The 21,116-nt window shown below is 73.7% G+C and carries 17 protein-coding genes; 6 read left to right on the plus strand and 11 right to left on the minus strand.

Going from position 1 to position 21,116, the window contains the following annotated elements; translation table 11 throughout:
- Positions 1-64: 64 nt before the first annotated feature.
- Positions 65-1,276: a PucR family transcriptional regulator gene (locus ACFY3L_RS41555; RefSeq protein ID WP_389337725.1), complete on the plus strand. Its 1,212-nt coding sequence runs from the start codon at positions 65-67 to the stop codon at positions 1,274-1,276.
- 9 nt (positions 1,277-1,285) lie between these two features.
- On the opposite strand, the gene ACFY3L_RS41560 is transcribed toward ACFY3L_RS41555, so the two are convergent.
- The 3 genes from ACFY3L_RS41560 to ACFY3L_RS41570 form a co-directional block, all read right to left on the minus strand.
- Positions 1,286-2,536 carry a ricin-type beta-trefoil lectin domain protein gene (locus tag ACFY3L_RS41560; RefSeq protein ID WP_389337728.1) on the minus strand — a complete coding sequence of 417 codons (1,251 nt, stop codon included), beginning with the start codon at positions 2,534-2,536 and terminating at the stop codon, positions 1,286-1,288.
- 117 nt (positions 2,537-2,653) lie between these two features.
- Positions 2,654-2,908, minus strand: coding sequence for an acyl-CoA-binding protein (locus ACFY3L_RS41565; protein ID WP_389337731.1), 255 nt, complete (start codon positions 2,906-2,908; stop codon positions 2,654-2,656).
- A 9-nt stretch (positions 2,909-2,917) separates the two neighbouring features.
- Positions 2,918-3,262: an MmcQ/YjbR family DNA-binding protein gene (locus ACFY3L_RS41570; protein WP_389337734.1), complete on the minus strand. Its 345-nt coding sequence runs from the start codon at positions 3,260-3,262 to the stop codon at positions 2,918-2,920.
- A 119-nt stretch (positions 3,263-3,381) separates the two neighbouring features.
- On the opposite strand from ACFY3L_RS41570, the gene yicI reads away from it, so the two are divergent.
- The gene (gene yicI / locus ACFY3L_RS41575; protein ID WP_389337737.1) at positions 3,382-5,718 is read left to right on the plus strand and encodes an alpha-xylosidase; all 2,337 of its coding nucleotides are present in this window, start codon (positions 3,382-3,384) and stop codon (positions 5,716-5,718) included.
- Positions 5,719-5,936: 218 nt separating this feature from the next.
- On the opposite strand, the gene ACFY3L_RS41580 is transcribed toward yicI, so the two are convergent.
- Complete coding sequence (locus tag ACFY3L_RS41580) at positions 5,937-6,959, minus strand: LacI family DNA-binding transcriptional regulator (protein WP_389337740.1); 1,023 nt, start codon at positions 6,957-6,959, stop codon at positions 5,937-5,939.
- A gap of 350 nt (positions 6,960-7,309) precedes the next feature.
- Between ACFY3L_RS41580 and ACFY3L_RS41585 the strand changes: the two genes are divergently transcribed.
- The 3 genes from ACFY3L_RS41585 to ACFY3L_RS41595 all read left to right on the plus strand — a co-directional run bounded on the left by ACFY3L_RS41585 (position 7,310) and on the right by ACFY3L_RS41595 (position 10,841).
- On the plus strand, positions 7,310-8,662 hold the full coding sequence (locus tag ACFY3L_RS41585) for a condensation domain-containing protein (RefSeq protein WP_389337742.1): 1,353 nt from the start codon (positions 7,310-7,312) through the stop codon (positions 8,660-8,662).
- 72 nt (positions 8,663-8,734) lie between these two features.
- Positions 8,735-10,387 carry a methyl-accepting chemotaxis protein gene (locus ACFY3L_RS41590; protein ID WP_389337745.1) on the plus strand — a complete coding sequence of 551 codons (1,653 nt, stop codon included), beginning with the start codon at positions 8,735-8,737 and terminating at the stop codon, positions 10,385-10,387.
- A gap of 64 nt (positions 10,388-10,451) precedes the next feature.
- On the plus strand, positions 10,452-10,841 hold the full coding sequence (locus ACFY3L_RS41595) for a hypothetical protein (RefSeq protein ID WP_389337748.1): 390 nt from the start codon (positions 10,452-10,454) through the stop codon (positions 10,839-10,841).
- 91 nt (positions 10,842-10,932) lie between these two features.
- Here the strand turns inward: ACFY3L_RS41595 and ACFY3L_RS41600 are convergent, their stop codons facing one another.
- The gene (locus ACFY3L_RS41600) at positions 10,933-12,102 is read right to left on the minus strand and encodes a hypothetical protein (RefSeq protein ID WP_389337751.1); all 1,170 of its coding nucleotides are present in this window, start codon (positions 12,100-12,102) and stop codon (positions 10,933-10,935) included.
- Positions 12,103-12,229: 127 nt separating this feature from the next.
- Here ACFY3L_RS41600 and ACFY3L_RS41605 point away from each other — a divergent pair, with 127 nt between their 5' ends.
- Positions 12,230-13,069 carry an alpha/beta hydrolase family protein gene (locus ACFY3L_RS41605; RefSeq protein WP_389337754.1) on the plus strand — a complete coding sequence of 280 codons (840 nt, stop codon included), beginning with the start codon at positions 12,230-12,232 and terminating at the stop codon, positions 13,067-13,069.
- Between the two features lie 44 nt (positions 13,070-13,113).
- Here ACFY3L_RS41605 and ACFY3L_RS41610 read toward each other — a convergent pair whose 3' ends face one another.
- From ACFY3L_RS41610 to ACFY3L_RS41635, 6 genes are all read right to left on the minus strand, one after another.
- Positions 13,114-13,410, minus strand: a complete 297-nt coding sequence (locus ACFY3L_RS41610; protein WP_389337757.1) for a MoaD/ThiS family protein — start codon at positions 13,408-13,410, stop codon at positions 13,114-13,116.
- Positions 13,407-14,522 (minus strand): WD40/YVTN/BNR-like repeat-containing protein, encoded by a 1,116-nt coding sequence (locus tag ACFY3L_RS41615; protein ID WP_389337760.1) that lies wholly within the window; start codon positions 14,520-14,522, stop codon positions 13,407-13,409. Before ACFY3L_RS41615 ends, ACFY3L_RS41610 begins: the two co-directional genes overlap by 4 nt.
- Positions 14,523-14,594: 72 nt before the next feature.
- Entirely contained in the window at positions 14,595-15,413 is an 819-nt protein-coding gene (locus ACFY3L_RS41620) for a hypothetical protein (RefSeq protein ID WP_389337763.1), read from the minus strand.
- 4 nt (positions 15,414-15,417) lie between these two features.
- Positions 15,418-15,918 (minus strand): SigE family RNA polymerase sigma factor, encoded by a 501-nt coding sequence (locus ACFY3L_RS41625; RefSeq protein WP_389337765.1) that lies wholly within the window; start codon positions 15,916-15,918, stop codon positions 15,418-15,420.
- A gap of 180 nt (positions 15,919-16,098) precedes the next feature.
- Entirely contained in the window at positions 16,099-19,386 is a 3,288-nt protein-coding gene (locus ACFY3L_RS41630; RefSeq protein WP_389337768.1) for an AAA family ATPase, read from the minus strand.
- A gap of 10 nt (positions 19,387-19,396) precedes the next feature.
- Positions 19,397-20,896 carry a long-chain fatty acid--CoA ligase gene (locus tag ACFY3L_RS41635; RefSeq protein ID WP_389337771.1) on the minus strand — a complete coding sequence of 500 codons (1,500 nt, stop codon included), beginning with the start codon at positions 20,894-20,896 and terminating at the stop codon, positions 19,397-19,399.
- Positions 20,897-21,116 lie beyond the last annotated feature (220 nt).

Below are 21,116 nucleotides of genomic sequence, written 5' to 3' on the forward strand. Positions count from 1 at the left end.
TGGACGACGATGCGCCCTCGGAGGCGCCTTGCGCCAGTCCAAACTGCACCGGAATACTCGCCGGATGGTGCACAACGCTGCGTCGGTGCCGTGGCCGGTGCTGTCTCCTGAGGTCGCGGAGCTGTTCCGGCGCGGCGCGGAGATCGCCCTCGACCCGCGGGCGGACTGGATCGAGGAGCTGCACGCGGCGGCGCTCGGCGGGGACAGGATGCGGCCGGTCGCCGCCGACCCGGTCCTCGCGGAGGCGACGAAGCGGGCCAACCTCGCCAACCTGCTGCACTGGGCGGCGCAGAACGTGCAGCATCCGGGGCGGCGCGTGCCGGCGAACACCGGCGCCGAGGCCCTCGACGCGGCCCGGGACATGGTGCGCCGCGGGCTCGACGAGCGCGGGCTGGACGCGTACCGCACGGCGCAGAGCGTCGCCTGGCGGCGGTGGATGGAGATCTGCTTCGAGCTGACCTCCGACCCGGTGCGGCTGCGGGAACTGCTCGACGCGTCGGCGCTGTCGATCGCCACGTTCATCGACGACACCGTCGCCGCCGTGTCGCGGCGGATGGAGGCGGAGCGGGCCGAGCTCACCCGGGGCGCGTCGGCGGAGCGCCGGGCGGCGGTGACGCTGCTGCTGGAGGGCGCGCCGATCAGCCGGTCCCGGGCCGAGGCGCAGCTGGGGTACGGCCTGGCCGGTCCGCACACGGCCGCGATCGTGTGGGGCGCGACCGAGCACCTGGAGGGCGCCGCGGAGACGGTGATGCGGGCAGCCGGCGCCACGCACCGCCTGACCGTGGTGGCCGGGACGGCCGCGCTGTGGGTCTGGTTCCCCTCCCGGACCGCGCCGTTGCCGTCGCTGCCGGGCCACCCCGGGGTGCGGGTCGCCCTGGGCCGGCCGGGCACGGATGTCGCCGGCTTCCGCCGCAGCCACCTGGACGCGGCGGCGGTGCAGCGGATGCTGACCCGGCTCACGTCGCCGCAGCAGGTCGCCCGCTACGAGGACGTGCAGCTCGTCGCGCTGCTCACGGCCGAGCCGACGCAGGCGGACGAGTTCCTGGCCGACACGCTCGGCGACCTCCTGCACGCCGACGCGGCCACCCACGAGACGGTCCTCACCTATGTGCGGGAGCAGTGCAGCGCCACCCGGGCCGCGGAGCGGCTGTACACCCACCGCAACACCGTGCTGCGCCGCCTGGCCCGCGCCGACGAGCTGCTCCCCCGCCCACTGTCCGAAAACGTGGTGAGCGTGGGAGCAGCCCTCGAGGTGCTGCGGTGGCGCCGGACCTGACCTACCCGGTCAGCGGTGCCACTTCTGGTTGGCGGCGCCGGTGCAGGTCCACAGCTGCAGCTTGGAGCCGCTGGCGGTGGCCGCGTTCTGCACGTCGACGCACTTGTTGGCCTGGATGTTCACCAGGTCGCCCGCGGCGTTGAGCGTGAACTTCTGCGCGCCGGTGCCGTTGCAGGTCCACAGCTGCACGGCCGCCCCGTTGGCGGTGGAGCCGCCGGAGACGTCCATGCACTTGCCGAGCGCGCGGATCGAGCCGTCGGCGTTGATCGTCCACTGCTGCGCGCCGGTGCCGTTGCAGTCCCAGATCTGCAGCCGGTTGCCGTCGGCCGTGTTGGAGCTGGGCACGTCGATGCACCGGTTGCTGCCGTTGCCGATGATCGGACCGGTGCTCCCGCCGCCACCGCCGCCGCTGTACCCGTAGACCCGCACGTAGTCGACCGTGAGCGTCTGCGGGAACTGGGTGGTGCCGTCCGGGTAGCCGGGCCAGTAGCCGCCGACCGCGAGGTTCAGCAGCATGAAGAACGGGTGGTCGAACACCCACCGGTCACCGCCCAGATCCGCGGGGGTCCGGGTCTGGTACAGGTTGCCGTCGACGTACCAGCGCAGGACGTTCGGCTCCCACTCGACCGCGAACGTGTGGAACGCGTCCGCGAACGGCGCCCCGATCGAGTACGGCGCGCCGATGCCCTCGGCACCGGAGTAGCCCGGGCCGTGGATCGTGCCGTGGACGGTGTTCGGCTCCTTGCCGATGTTCTCCATGATGTCGATCTCGCCGCTGTTCGGCCACGGGTTGCTGCCGATGTCGGCGCCGAGCATCCAGAACGCCGGCCAGATGCCCTGGCCCCGCGGGATCTTCATGCGGGACTCGAAGCGGCCGTACGCCTGGGTGAACCGGTCCGCGGTCAGCAGCCGGGCCGACGTGTACTGGCATGTGCCGTAGTGACACTGGTAGTTCGCCGGGTTCTCCCGGCGGGCGGTGATCACGAGCTGCCCGGCGCCGTTGAGGGCCGCGTTGCTCGTGCTGGTGGTGTAGTACTGCTGCTCGTTGTTGCCCCAGCCACCCCCGCCGACGTCGTACTTCCACTTGCTGGCGTTGGGTGCGCTGCCGGCCGCGCCGTCGAACTCGTCGGACCAGGTGAGCCCTCCGATGGCGGCGGCGGCCGGGTTGCTGGCGGCGTCCCGCACCGCGACCGCGGTGAGGAACGTCAGGACGGTCGCACCCAGCATGACCAGGGTGCGAGCCTTGAGATTCACGTGCATGTGGCCTCCCGAGGACTTGGCGGAGTCCGTACGGTTACTTAACAGATTGACCTAGGTCGAACCTATAAAGCCCGGGGACTCCCGTCAAGAGAGCGCTCTCAGAAGGCGGTGCCGGCGTCAGGAGCGCAAGGTGGCGACCAGGGCGACGTACTGGCGCTGGGCGTCCTCCTGGGCGGTGCCGGCCAGGGATTGCCAGGCGTCGTACTTGGCGCGGCCGACCATGTCGAAGACGCCGGGGCGCTTGCCGGTGGCGTCGCCGTGGGTGCCCTGCTTGTAGAGGGCGTAGAGCCGCAGCAGGACGTCGTTGCCGGGGCGCTGGTCGAGCTGCTTGACGTCGATCTGGGCCTGCTCGAACTCCGCGGTGAGGGACATGCCCCGAGCCTACAAGCGCAGCGGGTGTTCCTCGACGAGCGACTCGGGGGCGGACAGCTGCCATGCCTCGTAGAGCAGTTCGGCCAGCTCGTCGGCGTCGATGCGCTCCAGGTACACGACGACCCAGCCGAAACCGCCGGAGGTGAACTGCACCTCGAACACGTCGGGGCGCTCCGCGACAAGGGCGATCTGCTCCGAGACCGTCTGCTTCAGGCCGGTCGTGTGCGTGCGGGGCCAGTAATAGCCGAACCGCTTGCCGCGCACGCTGAACGACGTGTAATCCGCGGCGTGGGACCGCTCGACCTCGGCGAGCCGGTCCACCATCGCGAGGAACTGCGCATCCGGAACAGCCACGATGGAAGTTTCACAGCCCCGCCCGGCGGCGCCCACGGCGGGGGCCGGGTCGATTGACATGCCGGTGAGGCGTTCGTACCGTCACCTGTCGAAGCGCTTCGACAGGGATTGGGTCGTGCATGAAGTTCAGCGACGGGTACTGGCAGCTGCGCGACGGGGTGCACCCCCTCTACCCGGTGCACGTCCGGGACGTGGTCGTCGGCGCGAACAGCCTGTCGGTGTACGCGCCGACCCGGCGGGTCACCGGCCGCGGCGACACGCTCAACACGCCGCTGTTCACCGTCGAGTGCACCACTCCGGCGCCCGACGTGATCGCGGTGCGGGTCAGCCGGCACACCGGCGGCGTGGCGCGGGGGCCGCGGTTCCGGATCGACGCCGACCCGGCCGCCGACGCGAAGGTGACCCGCGACGACGACGCGGTCACGTTCACCGCCGGCGCGCTCGGCGCCCGGTTCGCGCTGGGTGAGCAGTGGCGGCTCGACTTCGTCGCCGAGGGGCGCGTCCTGACCACCAGCGCCCCGAAGGCGCTCGCCGCGCTGCGCACCGGGGACTGCCACTTCCTGCGGGAGCAGCTCAACCTGGGCGTCGGCGAGGTGGTGTACGGGCTGGGCGAGCGCTTCGGCCCGCTGGTCAAGAACGGCCAGACCGTCGACGTCTGGAACGCCGACGGCGGCACCAGCAGCGAGCAGGCGTACAAGAACGTCCCGTTCTACCTGACCAGCGCCGGCTACGGGGTGTTCGTCGACGACCCCGGCCCGGTGTCGTTCGAGGTCGGGTCGGAGGCCGTGTCGCGGGTGCAGTTCAGCGTCCCCGGGCAGGTCCTGTCGTACCTCGTCATCTACGGGCCGACGCCGCGCGACGTGCTGCGCAAGTACACCGCGCTCACCGGCCGGCCCGCGCTGCCGCCGGCGTGGTCGTTCGGCCTGTGGCTGTCCACGTCGTTCACCACGTCCTACGACGAGGCGACCGTGACGTCCATCGTGGACGGGATGGCCGGGCGCGGGCTGCCGCTGTCGGTCTTCCACTTCGACACGTTCTGGATGCGCGAGTTCCACTGGTGCGACTTCGAGTGGGATCCGGTGACCTTCCCCGACCCGGCCGGCATGCTGGCCCGGCTCAAGGCGAAGGGGCTGCGGATCTGCGTGTGGATCAACCCGTACATCGCGCAGCGCTCCGCGCTCTTCGCCGAGGCGACGGCGGCGGGGTACCTGGTGAAGAAGAGCGACGGCGACGTGTGGCAGTGGGACCAGTGGCAGGCCGGGATGGGCCTCGTCGACTTCACCGACCCGGCGGCACGTGCCTGGTTCCAGGGCAAGCTGCAAGGCCTGCTCGACCTGGGCGTCGACTGCTTCAAGTCCGACTTCGGCGAGCGCATCCCCACCGACGTCGTCTGGTCCGACGGCGCCGACCCGCTGCGGATGCACAACTACTACACGCACCTGTACAACGAGGCCGTCTTCGAGGTGCTGCGGGAGCGCCGCGGCGACGGCGAGGCGGTGCTCTTCGCCCGGTCCGCGACCGCCGGCGGGCAGCAGTTCCCGGTCCACTGGGGCGGCGACTGCAGCGCGACCTTCGAGTCGATGGCCGAGAGCCTCCGCGGCGGGCTGTCCCTGGCGATGTCGGGGTTCGGCTTCTGGAGCCACGACATCGGCGGCTTCGAAGGTACGCCCGATCCGGCCGTCTTCATGCGCTGGATCCCGTTCGGGCTGCTGTCCTCGCACAGCCGGCTGCACGGCAACGAGTCCTACCGGGTGCCGTGGCACTTCGGCGACGAGGCGGTCGCCGTCCTGCGCGACTACACGCGGCTCAAGGCGCGGCTCATGCCCTACCTGTACGGGGCGGCCGTCACCGCACACCGCGAGGGGCTGCCGGTGCTGCGGCCGATGGCGCTCGAGTTCCCGGACGACCCGGGCTGCGCGCACCTGGACCGGCAGTACATGCTGGGCGGCTCGATCCTGGTCGCGCCGGTGTTCAGCGCCGACGGCGACGTCAGCTTCTACCTGCCGGCGGGGCGGTGGACCGATCTGCGCAGCGGCGAGGTGCTGAGCGGGCCCGGCTGGATCCGGCGCCGGTACGGCATGGGTGACCTGCCCGTGCTCGCCCGTCCCGGCTCGGTCGTGCCGCTCGGCGCGCGCGACGACCGCCCCGACTACCCATACGCCGACGGCGTCACCCTGCGGGTCCACGAGCTGCCCGACGGCGCGGGCACGACCGTGGACATCCCCTCGCCGCAGGGCAGGCTCAGTGGCACCGACGGCGCGAGCTTCGCGGTGCGCAGGGCCGGGACGACCGTCGAGGTGCGCCGGGACAACGGGAGCCCGGCGCCCTGGCGGGTGCAGCTGGCCGGCATCGACACGGTGGCGGTCGTCGATGCCGGCCGGCTCACTCGCGACCCCGCCGGCGCGCTCGTCGCCGTGGACGCCGGCGTGGATCGGCTGACCATCACGCTCATCTAGCGGCTTTCCGGGGGTGTGGAGCGGCGCCGCCGCGGTCCGGATCGGGTGTTCCGGCCGCGGCGGCGCCGCTTCCCGGTTCCGCGACGGCACGACCCGCGGCGGCCCCACCGAGACCTCACAAGCCACCCGTTGCGCGGTTCCCCGGCCGGGCGAGCTGCGGGGCCGGGAAACCGCGGCTCGCCCGGCCGGGCCGCGTGGCGCGCCGCCGTCCTGCGGCCTCAGGCCTGACGGGCCGGGGCGGCGCTGTCCCGGACCGTCAGGGCCGGCGGGAGCAGGGTCGCCTCGGGGACCTGGCGGCCGTCGAGCTTCGCCATGAGCAGGTCGACCGCCCGCCGGCCCACCTCCTCCGCCGGGATGCTCACCGACGTGAGGCGCGGCTTGCCCCGCTCGGCGACCTCGTCGGGGCAGATCGCCACCACCGACACGTCCTGCGGCACCCGCCGGCCGAGCGCGGCGAACGCGTCCAGCAGCGGCGGCACGGTCGGCTCGTTGTGCACCACCACCCCGGTCAGGTCCGGATGGCGGCCCAGCAGGCCGCGCACCGTCGACAGCACCGCGTCGGGGGTCGGCTCGCACGGGACGGTCGTGCCCCGCAGGCCGCGCCGCCGCAGCGCCTCGTCGAACCCGGCGGCGGTGCGGCTGGCGAAGCCGAGCTCCCGCTCGTACACCTCCGGCGGCGACCCGACCAGCGCCACGCACGCGTGGCCGAGGTCGGCGAGGTGCTCGACGCACGCCGCGCCGGCCGCCGCGAAGTCCAGGTCGATGCAGGTGAGCCCGTCGGCGTCGGCGGGGAACCCGATGAGCACCGACGGCCTGCCGAGCGTCCGGAGCCGGGGCAGCCGCCGGTCGTGCAGCTCGACGTCCATCACGATGAGCGCGTCGGCGAGCGAGCTGGCGGCGACCCGCTCCAGGCCCTGCACGCCCTCGTCCTGGGTGAGCAGTAGCACGTCGTGGTCGTGGCGGCGGGCCGCCGTCACGACCGAGATCACGAACTGCATCAGCACCGGCACGTACAACCCCGTGTAGAGCGGCATGATCAGCGCGATCACGTTGGAGCGGTTGCTGGCCAGGGCCCGCGCGCCGGCATGCGGGTGGTAGCCGAGGACGTCGATCGCGGCGAGCACCCGGCGGCGGGTCTCCTCGGAGATCGTCCGCTTGCCGCTCAGGACGTACGAGACGGTGCTCGGGGACACGCCCGCCTGCCGTGCCACGTCCCCGATCGTCGCCATGCCCGCCTTCATGGTCACGACAGTAAGCGACGCGGCGCCTTTGTCGTAGTCGGTAGGAAATTTCCGGACCAGTACGAATTGACGACGATAACCTAGGTTCAGTTACTGAAATCAATTCACCTGTCCCGCTCAAGCAACCCTTTCAATACCCCTAACGGGTGCGCTGAATGCGGACAACCCCCGCAATCGGCACCGCCGGCACTTCCGCTTCCAGCGGCCTGGCCGTTACGCTCCCGGCACCGCCCGCCGGCATTTATCGATCGACGGGCGATTATCTGAAAGGAGACCGCCATGAAGGCCGTCCGCTCTCTCTGAGTATTGTTCGAGACCTCGATGCCGCTGGCTATCTTTTGGGGACTGTCGTGACACATCGGATCACTGTGCCCTTCGAAGGGGACGGCAGCGGCATCGGGGAACTTACCTGGGGGCAGTTCGCCGCCTGGCGTTCGATGCAGGTCGTGGAGGCGACCGAGTGGACCGGCGGCACGATGGCGCTGTCCGCCGGCACGACCGTCGCCGAGGTGGCGGCCACGCTCAGGTTCATCATGAGCCGCCACCAGTCGCTGCGCACCCGCCTCGTCCCCGACGACGGCCGCCTCGAGACCGGGGCGCCGCCGAAACAGGCGCTGTCGTCCTCCGGCTCCGTCGTCCTGGAGGTGTACGACGACGACGGCGACCCCGAGCGCCTCGCCGCGACGATCCGCGCCCGGTACGAGGCGGCACCGTGGGACCCGTACACCGACTGGCCGGTGCGGATGGCGGTGGTCGCCGATCCCCGTACCGGTGACGCGCTGTGGTTCGTCGCGCTGTACTGCCACATGGTCATCGACGGCTACGGCTTCGAGGCGCTCATCGCCGACCTCGCCAACCTCGACCCCGCCACCGGCCGCCACCTCGCGCCCGTCGCCGGCATCCAGCCCCTGGAGCTCGCCGCGGCCCAGCAGGGCCCCGCCGCGCGGCGGCAGCACCAGGCGTCGCTGCGCTACTGGGAGAAGCACCTGCGCACGATCGAGCCCCGCCGGTTCCCGGTGCCGTTGCCGCCGCGGCCCGAGCGCTGGTGCGAGGCGACGCTCACCTCACCCGCGACGCACCTCGCCCTCGCCGTCGTGGCCGAGCGGGCGAAGGTGCACAGCGGCACGGTCCTGCTCGCCGCGTACGCCGTGATGCTCGGCCGCCTGTCGGGCCAGCCGGTCGGCGCGTTCCGGATCGTGGTCAGCAACCGCTTCCGCCCGGGCTTCGCCGAGTCGGTCAGCAACCTCGCCCAGGCCGGGCTCGCCGTCATCGACACGGGCGGCGCCCCGTTCGGGGAGGTGATCGCCCGGACGTTCAAGAGCCAGCTGACCGCCGGGATGTACGCCTACTACCACCCGCGCGACCTGTGGGCGCTCGTCGACCGGGTCGGCGCCGAACGCGGCGTGGACCTCGACACCGGCTGCTACTTCAACGACCGCCGCCGCTCCGCCGCGGCGCCGGGCGCGGTCCCCTCGCCGGCCGAGGTCACCGCCGCGCTCGAGGGCAGCGTGCTGCGCTGGGGGCCGAGCTCCAACGAGTGGGACGCGACCTGCTTCCTGCACGTCGACCCGGCCGCCGACGCCGTGGACCTCACCTGGCGGGTCGACACCGCGGCCGTCTCGCCCGCGATGCTGGAGGAGTGCCTGCGCGGCATCGAGTCGCTCGTCGTGACCGCCGCGCTCGCCCAGACTGTCGCGGCCTAAACCCTCATAACCGCGACTGCGACGCCGATGCACCGTACGGCCGGTTTGTCCCGTCGTCGGCAAGGACCTCCCATGACCACTGACAGCACCCCCATCCAGGTGACGGTCCGGCGCGGCACGCTGGTCGGCTGGGTCGCCGACCGGTCCGTCGGGACGAAGAACCTGATCGGCATCGCGCTCGTGGCGCTCGTCGCGATCGGTGTCGGCGTCCTGTCGATCACGAGCATGGCCCGGCTCAACGACCGTTTCGGCCAGCTGAAGACGCGGCATCTCGAGAGCGTCGAGCAGCTCGTCGTCATCCGGCAGGGCGTCAGCGAGAACTACCGGGGGCAGTCGCTGTTCGCCTGGTCGGCCTACGACCCGACGCTCGGCCCGCGCGGGCAGCAGGCGGTCGACGGCGGCGACGCGATGATCGAGGGGGCGATCGCGAAGTACCGCACCCGGCTCGCCGGCTCCGCCGCCCGCGAGTCCGCCCTCAACGACTTCGCGAAGGCGTTCACCGACTACAGCAACCTGCGCGACGTCGTCGTCTTCCGCAAGCAGCCGGCGCCCGGCCTGACCGTGCCATCGGACCCGGCCGCCACGAACACGCTCTGGCAGAACCTCGAGGCGCAGATGAACGCGTCGCTGGCGAAGCTGCAGCAGCAGGAGACCACCGAGTCCGACGCGATGGCGGCCGCGGCGCACAGGGACTACACCAGCGCGCGCAACTGGACGATCGGCTCGCTCGTCGTCGGGCTCGGGCTCGCGCTGCTGCTGGTGCTGGGCATCGCGCGCCGCATGAACCTGCAGCTGCGGTCGGTCTCCGACACCCTGCGCGGCGTCGCCGACGGCGACCTGACCCTGCGCGCCGACGTGTACGCCCGCGACGAGCTCGGGGCGATGGCGGCCGCGATGAACCGCGCCAACGAGAGCGTCGGGCGCACCGTCCACACGCTCGCCGCCGCGGCCGGCACCCTCGGGGCCAGCACCGGCCGGCTGACCAGCGTCACGACCCGCATCGCCGACAGCGCCAAGGCCGCGGCGGCGCGCGCGAACGTGGTCGCGGGCGACGCCGGCACCGTGTCGCACAACGTCCAGACGGTCGCCGCCGGCTCCGAGGAGATGGGCGCCTCGATCCGCGAGATCGCGCGGAACGCCAACGACGCCGCACAGGTAGCCTCGGAGGCCGTCGGCGTGGCCGAGTCGACGAACCGCACGGTGTCCAAGCTCGGCGACTCCTCGGCCGAGATCGGCAACGTGGTCAAGGTGATCACCTCGATCGCCGAGCAGACGAACCTCCTCGCCCTGAACGCCACCATCGAGGCCGCCCGGGCGGGCGCGGCGGGCAAGGGGTTCGCGGTCGTCGCCAGCGAGGTGAAGGACCTCGCCCAGGAGACCGCCCGGGCGACCGAGGACATCTCCCGCCGCGTCGAGGCGATCCAGTCCGACACCGCCAACGCCGTCGACGCCATCGGCGAGATCAGCCGGATCATCGCCCGCATCAACGACTACCAGCTCACGATCGCCTCCGCCGTCGAGGAGCAGACCGCCACCACCGGCGAGATGAGCCGCAGCGTCGGCGACGCCGCCCACGGCGCGGCCAACATCGCCGGCAACATCGCCGGCGTCGCCGACGCCGCCGACACCACCACCTCGACCCTCACCGAGGTCGACGCCACCGTCGCCGAGCTCAACGGCCTCGCCGCCGACCTCCAGCTCGCCGTCGGCCGCTTCCGGATCTGATCCGGGCGCTGGGAGCGCTCGCCCAGGACCGTCCCGTACAGGGTTTGCGCCTAGGCTGGCGACGGTGGAGCACTTCCCGGGGCTGACGCCCTTCGACACGCTGCGCACGCATGCCGCGACGGGCGGGCACATCACCACGACCTGGTTCGCGACGACGTCCCCTCCGGCCGAGGTGTCGCTCTGGTACGAGCAGCGCCTCGGCGACCACTCGCTCCAGGCCCCCGGCGACTGGACGCGGGTCGAGCTCGGCGACGGGCTGCGCCGGCTCCACGGTGTCACCGTGCACCCGCCGGAGGCGCCGCCGCCCGGCCCGCGCCCGGCCGCCCCGGTCCCGCCGGCCACCCGGACGGTGGTGCGGGTCGACGAGGGCGCGTTCCCCGTGGCACCCGCCGCGCCGGTCGGGCGGCCCTCGCTGCTGCGACGGATCCGGGCCAGGCTCACCACGCCGCGTTGACCGGCCGCTCGCGCTTCCGGTCAGACCCTGACCTGGGACAACGAGGGCGGCCGACCCACCCCGCGGTCGCCTGCCGTGAACGCCCGCCGGCTCAGGGGCCGTCGTGCGGGGAGCCGGCCCGTGCGGCGGCCCTGTCCGTCGCGGCGCACACCGCGGTCAGCACGGTGAGGAACAGCGCGGCGGCGAGCAGGATGCGCACCTCGGGGTAGGTCGGCGGGGGCAGCAGCGCGGCGCCCGCCGCGACGAGGCCGGCCAGGACCGCCACCGACATCCGCGCCAGCCACCGTCCGGCGCCGGCCGGGTCCACCACCTCGCGCACCGTCACCACCACCGCCGCGCCGGCGACGACGGACGCACCGGCGACGGTGAGCCACGGGGTGCCGAGGTCCATGGCGTACCGGATGGGCAGCGCCGGCACGAAGAACAGCGCCGCGAACCAGGCCAACCCCGCCGAGACGGTCCGGATCCCGGGTCCCGGCTCGCGCGGCGTCCCGGCCCGGCGGGTCAGCAGCCGGGCGACCGCGAGGACGCCGCCGGCCACGGCCGCGACCGGCAGCAGGCGCGGGAGGTGGCCGAGGTTGTAGAGCAGCGCGGTGTCGTACACCACCAGCACCAGCACCCCGAGCGCCGCGGCGGACCCGACCGCGAGGAGCACCTCCACCCCTGACGCCGGCGCCCTGCCGGTGAGCCGCGGCGGGCGGCGGGCGAGCAGCGCCGCCGTCACGACGCAGGACACGGCCCGCAGCACGAGGTCGTCGGTCGTGTACGGGTTGCGCAGCCCCCACTCGACGAGCCCGAACACCACGGAGTACGCGACGCAGGCGGCCCACAGCACCGCGGGCGCGGTCAGCGCCCGGGCCCGGACCGGGTCGAGCCACCGGCACACGCACAGGTAGGCGAGGACGACGAACGGCAGCTCGAGGAGCGCCTGCACCCGCAGCACGCTGAACTCCAGCAGCTCCGGCGCGGGAAACGCGGCCGCGACGGCCCGCATCGCCGCGCCGCCGGCGAGGTCGAACCAGCCGGGCGGCAGGTAGCGGGCGATGAAGGCCGGGTCGCCGTGGTGCACCCGCAGCACGTACACCGTGAACAGCGCCTGGTTGAGATAGATGGCCGCCACCGTGAGCGCCAGCCAGAAGCCCGGACCGCGGCCGTCGCCGGGGCGGGGCCCGGGCTGCTGGCCGGCGCGCAGGGCCAGGGGCACGCCGGCGAGGACGGACACGGCGACGAGCAGGTCGACGCCCGCGCCGGCAGTGATCATGTCCGTACGGTAACCGAACGGAGGTTCACCGGCGAACACCGGTGATTTCGCCGATACGGACCGGGCCGGGAGCTGCACACACTGACACCCATCGAAGTTACGAAGGTGTTTCGAGAGGAGTGCAGCGTTGCGAACCATCCTGCTCAGGCTGGCCGTCGTCCTCACGCTCATGGGTGGTGGGGTCGCGGCGGTCGCCAGTCCGGCGGTCGCTGACGAGATCGGCCAGGCACCCACCGCAGCCAACATCACCGGCAACGGCAGCTTCGCGACCACGTCCGAGAGCATCTCCAGCCTGGTCTCCGGGTTCGGCGGCGGGCGGGTGTACTACCCGACGGCCTCCGGCAAGTACCCGGTGATCGCCGTCTCGCCCGGGTTCACCGCCACCTGGTCGAGCCTCGCGTGGATCGGCCCGCGGCTGTCGTCGTGGGGCTTCGTGGTCGTCGGCATCGAGACGAACACCATCTACGACCAGCCCGGCAGCCGCGGCAACCAGCTCCTCGCCGCGCTGAACTGGGCCGTCAACTCCTCGTCCACCGCCGTGCGGTCCCGCGTCGACGGCAGCCGCCGTGGCGTGGCCGGCCACTCGATGGGTGGCGGCGGCACGCTGGAGGCGCTCGCCGCCGACACCAGCGGGCTGGTCAAGGCCGGGGTGCCGCTCGCACCCTGGAACAGCGACAAGACGTGGAACAACGTCAGTGAGCCGGTCCTGATCGTCGGTGGCCAGTCCGACACCGTCGCGCCGGTCTCCAGCCACTCGCTGCCGTTCTACTCGACCCTGGCCGGGCCGAAGACGTACGTCGAGCTGGCCGGGGCGAGCCACTTCTTCCCGCAGACGACGAACGCGACGACGTCCCGCGCGCTGGTCTCCTGGTTCAAGCGCTGGCTCAACCAGGACGCCCGGTTCACGCCGTACACGTGCGGCTTCTCGGGTCTGGCGGTGTCGGACTTCCGCAGCAACGCCTGCTGAAGCCCTTCCGATGAGCCCTCGGCGCCCGTCGCGGCGCCGGGGGCTCAGCCGCCGGCCATCGCGCCGATGATGAGCAGCGGTTCGCTGCCGTCCGCGACCCGCGACGGCAGCGGCGCGTCCGGGGACTCGTTGGAGAGGTCCTCCTCGCAGCCGTACAGGCGGACGAACGCGCGCCGCCGGCCGGTGCCCCGGTCGCGGATGGTGCCGCGCAGCACCGGAAAGCGCTCCTCCAGCGCGTCCAGGACCAGGCGCTGGGTGACCGCCCCGGCGAGGTCCAGCCGCACCTCGCCGTCGACCTTCGCCAGCTGCCGCAGGTGCGCGGGGAGCACGACGCGGATCATGGCAGCGTCTGCACCTCCACCGACAGCACCGCCGGAAGGTCCCGCACGATCGCCGACCAGCTGTCACCGCCATCCGGCGACACGTACACCTGCCCACCGGTCGTGCCGAAGTAGACGCCGCAGTCGTCGAGGGTGTCGACGGCCATCGCGTCGCGGAGCACGTTGACGTAGCAGTGCTCCTGCGGCAACCCCTCGCCGAGCGGCTGCCACTCGTCGCCGCCGGAGCGGCTGCGGTACACCCGGAGCCTGCCGTCGGGCACGTAGTGCTGCGAGTCGCTGGTGATCGGCACGACGTAGACGGTCTCGGGCTCGTGCGCGTGCACCGCAATCGGGAAGCCGAAGTCCGTCGGCAGGTCGCCGCTGATCTCGCGCCACTGCCCGCCGGCGTCGTCGGTACGCAGCACGTCCCAGTGCTTCTGCATGAACAGCACGTCAGGGCGGGACGGGTGCATCGCCAGCCGGTGCACGCAGTGCCCCACCTCGGCGTCCGGGTCGGGGATCTGCCCCGACACGAGACCGCGGTTGATCGGCTGCCACGTCGCGCCGGCGTCGTCGGAGCGGAACGCCCCGGCCGCCGAGATCGCCACGAAGATCCGGTCCTGGTGCGCCGGGTCGAGGATGATCGTGTGCAGGCACATGCCGCCGGCGCCGGGCTGCCAGCGCGGGCCGGACCCGTGTGTGCGCAGGCCCGTCAGCTCCTGCCACTGGTGGCCGCCGTCGGTCGAGCGGAAGAGGGCGGCGTCCTCGGCGCCGGCGTAGACCGTGTCGGGGTCGTCCCGCGACGGCTCCAGGTGCCAGACGCGCTTGAACTCCCACGGGCGCGGGGTGCCGTCGTACCAGAGGTGGTCGCCGACCTCGCCCTGGTAGCTGAAGTCGTTGCCGACCGGCTCCCAGGTGGCGCCGCCGTCGTCGGAGCGCTGGATCAGCTGGCCGAACCAGCCGCCGGACTGCGACGCCCACAGCCGGTCGGGGTCGGCGGGCGACCCGTTGACGTGGTAGACCTCCCAGCCGCCGAAGTGCGGCCCGTCGATCTTCCAGTCGCGCCGCGCGCCGTCCGCGGTCAGGACGAACGCACCTTTGCGTGTTCCCACCAGCACTCTGACACCGGTCATGCCTCGCATCCTGCCACGCACACCCGCCCCCGCAAGCCGGGTTCACCCGGATGCGGGGGCGGGGTCGCGGGGTCAGCAGACCGGGGTGCCGCCGCACATGCGCTCGGCGGCACGGCGGGCCAGTGCCGTCGCCTGATCCTTGTTGGCGGCCTTTACGGTGAACTGTGACACCAGTTCGCCCTGCCGGACGACCATCAACGTGCCGGCCGGGGACTCGGCGTCGGTCTTCGTCTCGACCCGCAGCGCGTCCTGGCCGGCGAAGCGCTGCGCGACGATCTTGATCGACTTGCCGCTGGGGGGCTTGCACGCCGCGATCAACGTGCGGATCGCGTCGAGGTACCGGGCGGCGGCGCCGGGCTCGAACCTGACCACCAACTGGGTGGAGCCCTCGGCGTTCTCCCCGGAGCCCCGGTGCATCGACCGCTGCCGCCGGTCGGTACGACCGTCCATGCCGCTGCCGTCGCACCGCACCGCGGAGAAGAGGAACTCGATGGTCCAGTCACCGTTGTGCTCCGGGTCGGACCACTGGTAGCCGCTGCCGAGGTCGGATGGCTGCAGGAAGAGGCTGTCGACGAGCGCCGTCGGCTCGACGGCGGGCTGCGACGACGCGCTGGTCGAGGACGCGCCGGCCGTCGGCGCGGCCGGCGTCGTCGGGGCCGGCTGCGACGGCGCCGCCGACGGTGCGGCGGTGGGCGAGACGCCGGGCTGGACGTGCCTCTCCGGGCCGCGGCCGGCGACCGCGACGCCGCCGAGCACCATGACGATGGCGAGCGTCGCGGCCGCGAGCGCCCCGGCCCGGGCCCGCTGGGTCCGCCGGCGGGCGCGGTCACGCACGACGCCGGTCGGCGCCCACGGGACCGTCTCGGTGTCGTCGAACAAGGTCTGGAACATCGGGTCAGGCATTGGTGTAGTCCCCCGTCAGATCCGTGCCGAGCAGCCCGGCGAGCGCTTTGCGACCGCGGACGAGCCGCGTCTTGATCGTGTTGGCGGGCACGCCCGTGTGGGCGGACACGTCCGCGACCGTCAGGTCCAGCAGGTGGTGCAGGACGATCGCCTCGCGGTCCGCCGCCGGCAGCTGCCGCAGCGCGCGGACCAGGGCGACGGTGTTCTCGCTCGGTGGCTCCGTCTCCGGCCCGGTGCCGTGCCGGCGGTGGGCCGTCAACGCGTTGCGGGCCTTGCGCCAGCGGCTGACGCACAGCCGGTAGCCGACGGTGCGGACCCACGCCTCCGGGTCGTCGTAGCCGCGGATCGTCGACCAGCGTTGCCACGCCCGGACGTACGCCTCCTGCGCGGCGTCCTGGGCCTCGTTCCGGTCGCCGGTCATCGCGTACAGAAATGTCATCACCCGTTGCCGGGTCCCCCGATAGAACTCTTCGAAGCCGTCTTCCTCGGCCAACCCCGTGCTCCCCTCCGGCATCCACTCGAAGGCAACACCCGCCGGGGACCGGCACGGTTGACCCCCGCGCCGTCAAGTTTGAGCAAACGCAAACCCGGGCACGCACGTCGATGTGCGTACCCGGGCCGTCAACCCATCCTGGCGCCCGCAGCACCGCCGGGCATCGGCGGAATCACCGGCCTACGAGACGACCTTGGCGAGCTCGGTACGGGAGCGGACGCCGAGCCGGGTGAAGATGTTGCGCAGGTGGTGGTCGACGGTGCGCGGGCTGAGGAACAGCACCTCGGCGACCTCGCGGTTGGTGGCGCCGCCCGCGACCAGCTCCGCGATGCGGGCCTGCTGCGCGGTGAGCGCCGCCCGGGTGTCCTCCGGCGCCGCCGCGGCCACGTGGTCGCCGGCGGCGCGCAGCTCGGCGGCGGTGCGCTGGGCCCACGGCACCGCGCCGAACTGCTCGAACGTCGCCAGCGCGCGGCGCAGGTGCTCGCGGGCCGCGGCCGGGTGGCGGCGCCGGCGCAGCTCCTCGCCGTAGAGCAGCTCGGTCCGCGCGCGGGCGAACGGCGAGTCCCCCGCCAGGTGCAGCCGGATCGCCTCGCGGAAGCGGTCGTCGGCCTCGTCGTCGGTGTCCGCGAGCAGGGCGTGGCAGCGGGCCGACAGGGCGAGCCAGGTGGGGTTCGCGGTGCTGGAGGCCCACACGTCGTACGCGCGCAGGATCTCCCGCGCGGGTGCCCGGTCGCCGCAGCGGGCGACCGCCTCGATCAGCGTCGGCGTCGCGGGGATCTGCACGCCGAGGTGCCCGCGGCCGCCCGCGGTGCGCATGACGCCCCAGAGCCGGCCGGCGGCGTCGGCGTACCGGCCCTCCGCGACGTCGAGCAGCGCCGCGGCCCACACGCACATCGCCCGGGCCTGGCTGTCGACGTCGACGCCCGCCCTGGCCCGGCACCGGCGCGCCCACGCCTGGCTGGCGGGCCCGTCGCCGAGCATGCCGAGCACGACGGCGAGGATCCCGCGGCAGTTGTCGGCGACCGTGTCCTGCCCGGTGGCGGCCGCGAGCCGCTGCCCCTCGGTCGCGGTCGCCACGGCGAGGTCCAGGTCGCCGAGCGCGAACGCGGCCGTCGCGGCGAGGTCGAGCGCGTGCGGCACGGTGGCCCGGTCGCCGGCCCCGCGGGCGAGCCGGGCGGCGCGGACCGCGAGCCGGTACGCCTGCTGGTCCTCGCCGATCAGGATCCCGGCGCCGGCCGCGCGGACCAGCGTCGGCGGGTCGTCCACCGCGGCGGCCAGGTGCAGGACCCGGCGCATCGGCTCGCCCGCCCGCGCCGGCTGACCGGCGAAGACCGCGGCGAGCCCGGTGAGATGCTCGAAGAGCAGCACGATGCCGACCGGGTCGTCGGGCCTTCGCAGCCGCAGCGCCCGCTCGGCGAGCGCGACGAACTGGTCGTGCCGCCCGGTCGCCAGCAGCGCCTCCCCTGCCAGCATGAGCGCGCCGAGACTGCGCGGCCGGTCGCGCGCGATGAGCCGCCCCGCCGCGGCGATGAGGGTGTGCTGCTCCCCGCCGCTCGCCCCGGTGCGCAGGTCGATCTCGCCGAGCAGCAGCTCCCGCTCCGCGTGCAGGTGCTCCGGCACCCCGGGCCCGAACACCGACCGCAGCAGCATCCTCGCCTGGTGCGGCTCCCCGCCCCGCCACGCGAGCCTGGCCGCGGCCAGGGTCCGCCCGGCCGCGAGCACCGCCCCGCTGGTGAGCGCCGCCGCATGCCGCAGCGCCGTGGCCGCGAGCGCCGGCGGAACCCCTTCAGCGGCGGCGGCGAGTGTACCGGCGAGCGCATCGTCAGGCCCGTCGGCGACAGCGGCCCGGTGCAACGCGGCGGTCAAGGCGGCGAGCGCGGACGACGCCGCGGCGGACGCGGAAGCGGTAGGCGTGGCAGCGGGTGGCGGCCCGCTGCAGGTTGGGATAGCAGGCGAAGCGGCGGGTGGTGTCGCGGCCGAACCGGCGACGGGCGGCGTCGCGGCCGGTGCGGCGGCGGGTGGCGGCCCGCTGCGGGTTGGGACAGCAGGCGAAGCGGCGCGCATGGCGGCGGGCGGCGTCGCGGTCGAACCAACGGCGGAAGGCGAAACGGCAGGCGCGGCGACGGGCGGCGGGACCGAACCAGTGGCGGGCGGCGGGACCGAACCGGTGGCGGGTGGCGGGACCGAACCGGTGGCGGGTGGCGGGCCGCCGGGGGTTGATGCGGCGGGCGGGGTGAGGGTCAGGGCGGCGAGGCGGTGGTGGGCGGCGTGGCGGTCGGCGAGGGGTGCCTCCGCGTAGAGGACCTGGGCGAACAGCGGCGGCACGAAGTGGACGCGGTCGGCGTCGACGTGGATGAGCTCGGCGTTTTCGGCGGGGGTGAGGTCGGCGGGGTGGTGGCCGGCCGCGAGCAGCGGGGCGACCAGGCAGGTGGGTGCGCCGGCGGTGGGGTCCTGGGTGCCGGTGAGGGCGGCGGTGGCGGCCAGCAGCAGGACGCGGCGGGTGGGGCCGGGCAGGGCGCGGAGCACTGCGCGGTACTCGCGGCGCAGCGGGCTGTCCCGGGGCAGCGTAGCGGGCGGGGCGACCTGGCCCCGGCGCTGCTCGGCGGTGAGGGCGGCGGCGAGCTCGGTGAGCGCGCGGGGGTTGCCGGACGCCATGCCGGCCAGGACGCCGGCCACGTCGCCGGCGAGGTCGGGGAGGGCGGCGGTGAGCAGGTCGCGGCTGTCGCGCAGGTCCAGGGGTGCGGGCCGCAGGACCGGCAGGCCGGCGAGCGTGGCCTCGGCGGCCGGGCACGCGGGGGTGTCGCGCAGCGCGAACAGGAACGCGATCCGGTCGCCGGCCACCCGCCGGGCGGCGACGGCCAGCGCGTCCAGCGACGGCCGGTCCAGCCACTGGGCGTCGTCGACCAGGCACACCACGGGCCCGCGCGCCTTCGCCGCCAGGGCGCGCAGCGCGGCCAGGGTGGCGAGCCCCGCGGCGAGCCGGTCCGGCGCCGCCCCACCCTGCCGGCCCTGCGCCGCCCCGATCTGCCGGCGCTCCGACGCCCCGTCCTGCCGGCCCTGCGACGCCCTTCCCGGCCGGTCCGGCGTCGCCTCGCCCTGACGGTCCTGCGACGCCTCACCCTGACGGTCCTGTGCCGTCCCGGCCGGCCGGTCCGCGGCCGCGCAGGCCGGGCTGCCGAGGTGCCCGCCGAGGGGTGACCGGTGGGACGGCGGGCAGCCGGCGAGCAGGCGGTGCAGGCCGGCGTAGGGCAGCGCCGCCTCCGCGGGGCAGCCGGTCACCGCCAGCGGGACGGCGGTGTCGTCAGGAGCGTCCGCGAGCAGGGCGGTCCTGCCGATGCCGGCCGGGCCGGCGACGACGAGGGCGCCGCCGTGCCCGGTGGCCGCGGCGGTCAGCAGGGCGGCGATGGCGGCACGGTCGGCGTCCCGGCCTCGCAACGAAACTTTCTGCACGGTCGATGCACTAACCATGCCGCCAGTGTTACGCCTCGGTAACACCAATGGAAGAGGCAACCACGGCCTTGCGCAGTTCCCGCTTCAGGACCTTGTGGCTCGGACCGAGCGGCAGCGACTCCACGAACCTGACCTGGCGCGGGTACTTGTGCCGGCCGAGACGCTCCTTCGACCAGGCGATGAGCTCGTCCCCCGACGGCGCGGGCGAGCCGGGCACGACCACCGCGCAGATCTCCTCGCCGTGCACCGGGTCGGGCACGCCGATCACCGCCACCTGCGCGACCCCCGGGTGGCGCGCCAGGACCTCCTCGACCTCCCGTGGGTACACGTTGAACCCGCCCCGGATCACGAGGTCCTTCTTCCGGTCGACGATCGTGACGAACCCGTCGGCGTCCACCGTGCCCAGGTCGCCGGTGCGGAACCAGCCGTCCACGACCGCCAGGGCGGTGTCCGCGGGCCGGTCCAGGTAGCCGGCGAAGACGTTGTGCCCGCGCACGACGATCTCGCCGAGCGCACCGGTTGGCAGCAGGTCGATCCGCTCGTCGACGGCCGCGTCGGCGACCTGGACCTCCACGCCCCAGATCGCGTGGCCGACGGTCCCGGCGCGCGTGCCGAAGTGCGGCTGGTTGGTGGTGGCGGTCGGTGAGGTCTCCGACAGGCCGTACCCCTCGAAGATCGACGTCGAGAAGGCCTCGTTGAACCGCTCCAGGACCGCGACCGGCAGCGACGCGCCGCCGGAGACGCACAGCCGCAGCCGCGGCAGCTCGGCCCGCCCCGCGGCGGCGTCGAGCAGCGCCAGGTACATGGTCGGCACACCGTGGAACACGTCGACGCCCTCGGCGACCATGAGCTCCAGCGCGGCCGGCCCGGTGAAGCGGGCCAGCATGACGAGGGTGGCGCCGAGGCGGAAGGTGCCGTTCATGCTGACGGTCTGCCCGAACGTGTGGAACAGCGGCAGGCAGCCGAGCACCACGTCGCCGGGGCGGGCGTCGTTGGCGTCGAAGACGTTCACGGTCGCGTTCATGACGAGGTTCAGGTGGGACAGCACGGCGCCCTTCGGCTGCCCGGTGGTGCCGCTGGTGTACAGCACGACCGCCGGGTCGGCGGGGTCCCGCGACACGTACGAGCGCAGCGGTTCGGCACCCAGCAGCGACGAAGGCGCCACGACCGGGATGCCGAAGTCCCCGGCGGCGACGGCCGGGTGCGCGATGAGCAGCCGCGCGCCACTGTCCTTCAGCGTGTACGCCACCTCCACCGGCGTCAGCAGCAGGTGCACCGGCACGACGACGGCACCGAGGGCGAGGATGCCGTAGTAGGCGCGCGGGAAGTCCACGACGTTCGGGCACTGCAGCGCCACCCGGTCGCCGGGGCGCACCCCGAGGTCCCGCAGGGCGCCGGCGACCTGCAGCGCCTCCCGCCACAGCTGCGCGTACGTCACGCGGAGGGGCCCGTCGACGACGGCCGTCCGCCGCGGGTACCGGCGCGCCGACTCGGCGAGGATCGCTGCGACCGACAGTGTCGCGGTCATTCCGCCGCCTCCGGCGTCGGCCTGACCCAACACCGCGTCCATGATGAGCGGCCCGAGCCGCTTCGCTGGCCGCTCATTCCGCCACCTCCGCTACGCTCCGGCGTCGGCCTGAGCCAAAACTGACACATGATGAGCGGCCCGAGCCGCTTCGCTGGCCGCTCATTCCGCCACCTCCGCTACGCTCCGGCGTCGGCCTGAGCCAAAACTGACACATGATGAG

Origin of the sequence: Dactylosporangium sp. NPDC000521 (assembly GCF_042898305.1) — a bacterium.
In the GTDB taxonomy this organism is placed as follows: Bacteria; Actinomycetota; Actinomycetes; order Mycobacteriales; family Micromonosporaceae; genus Dactylosporangium.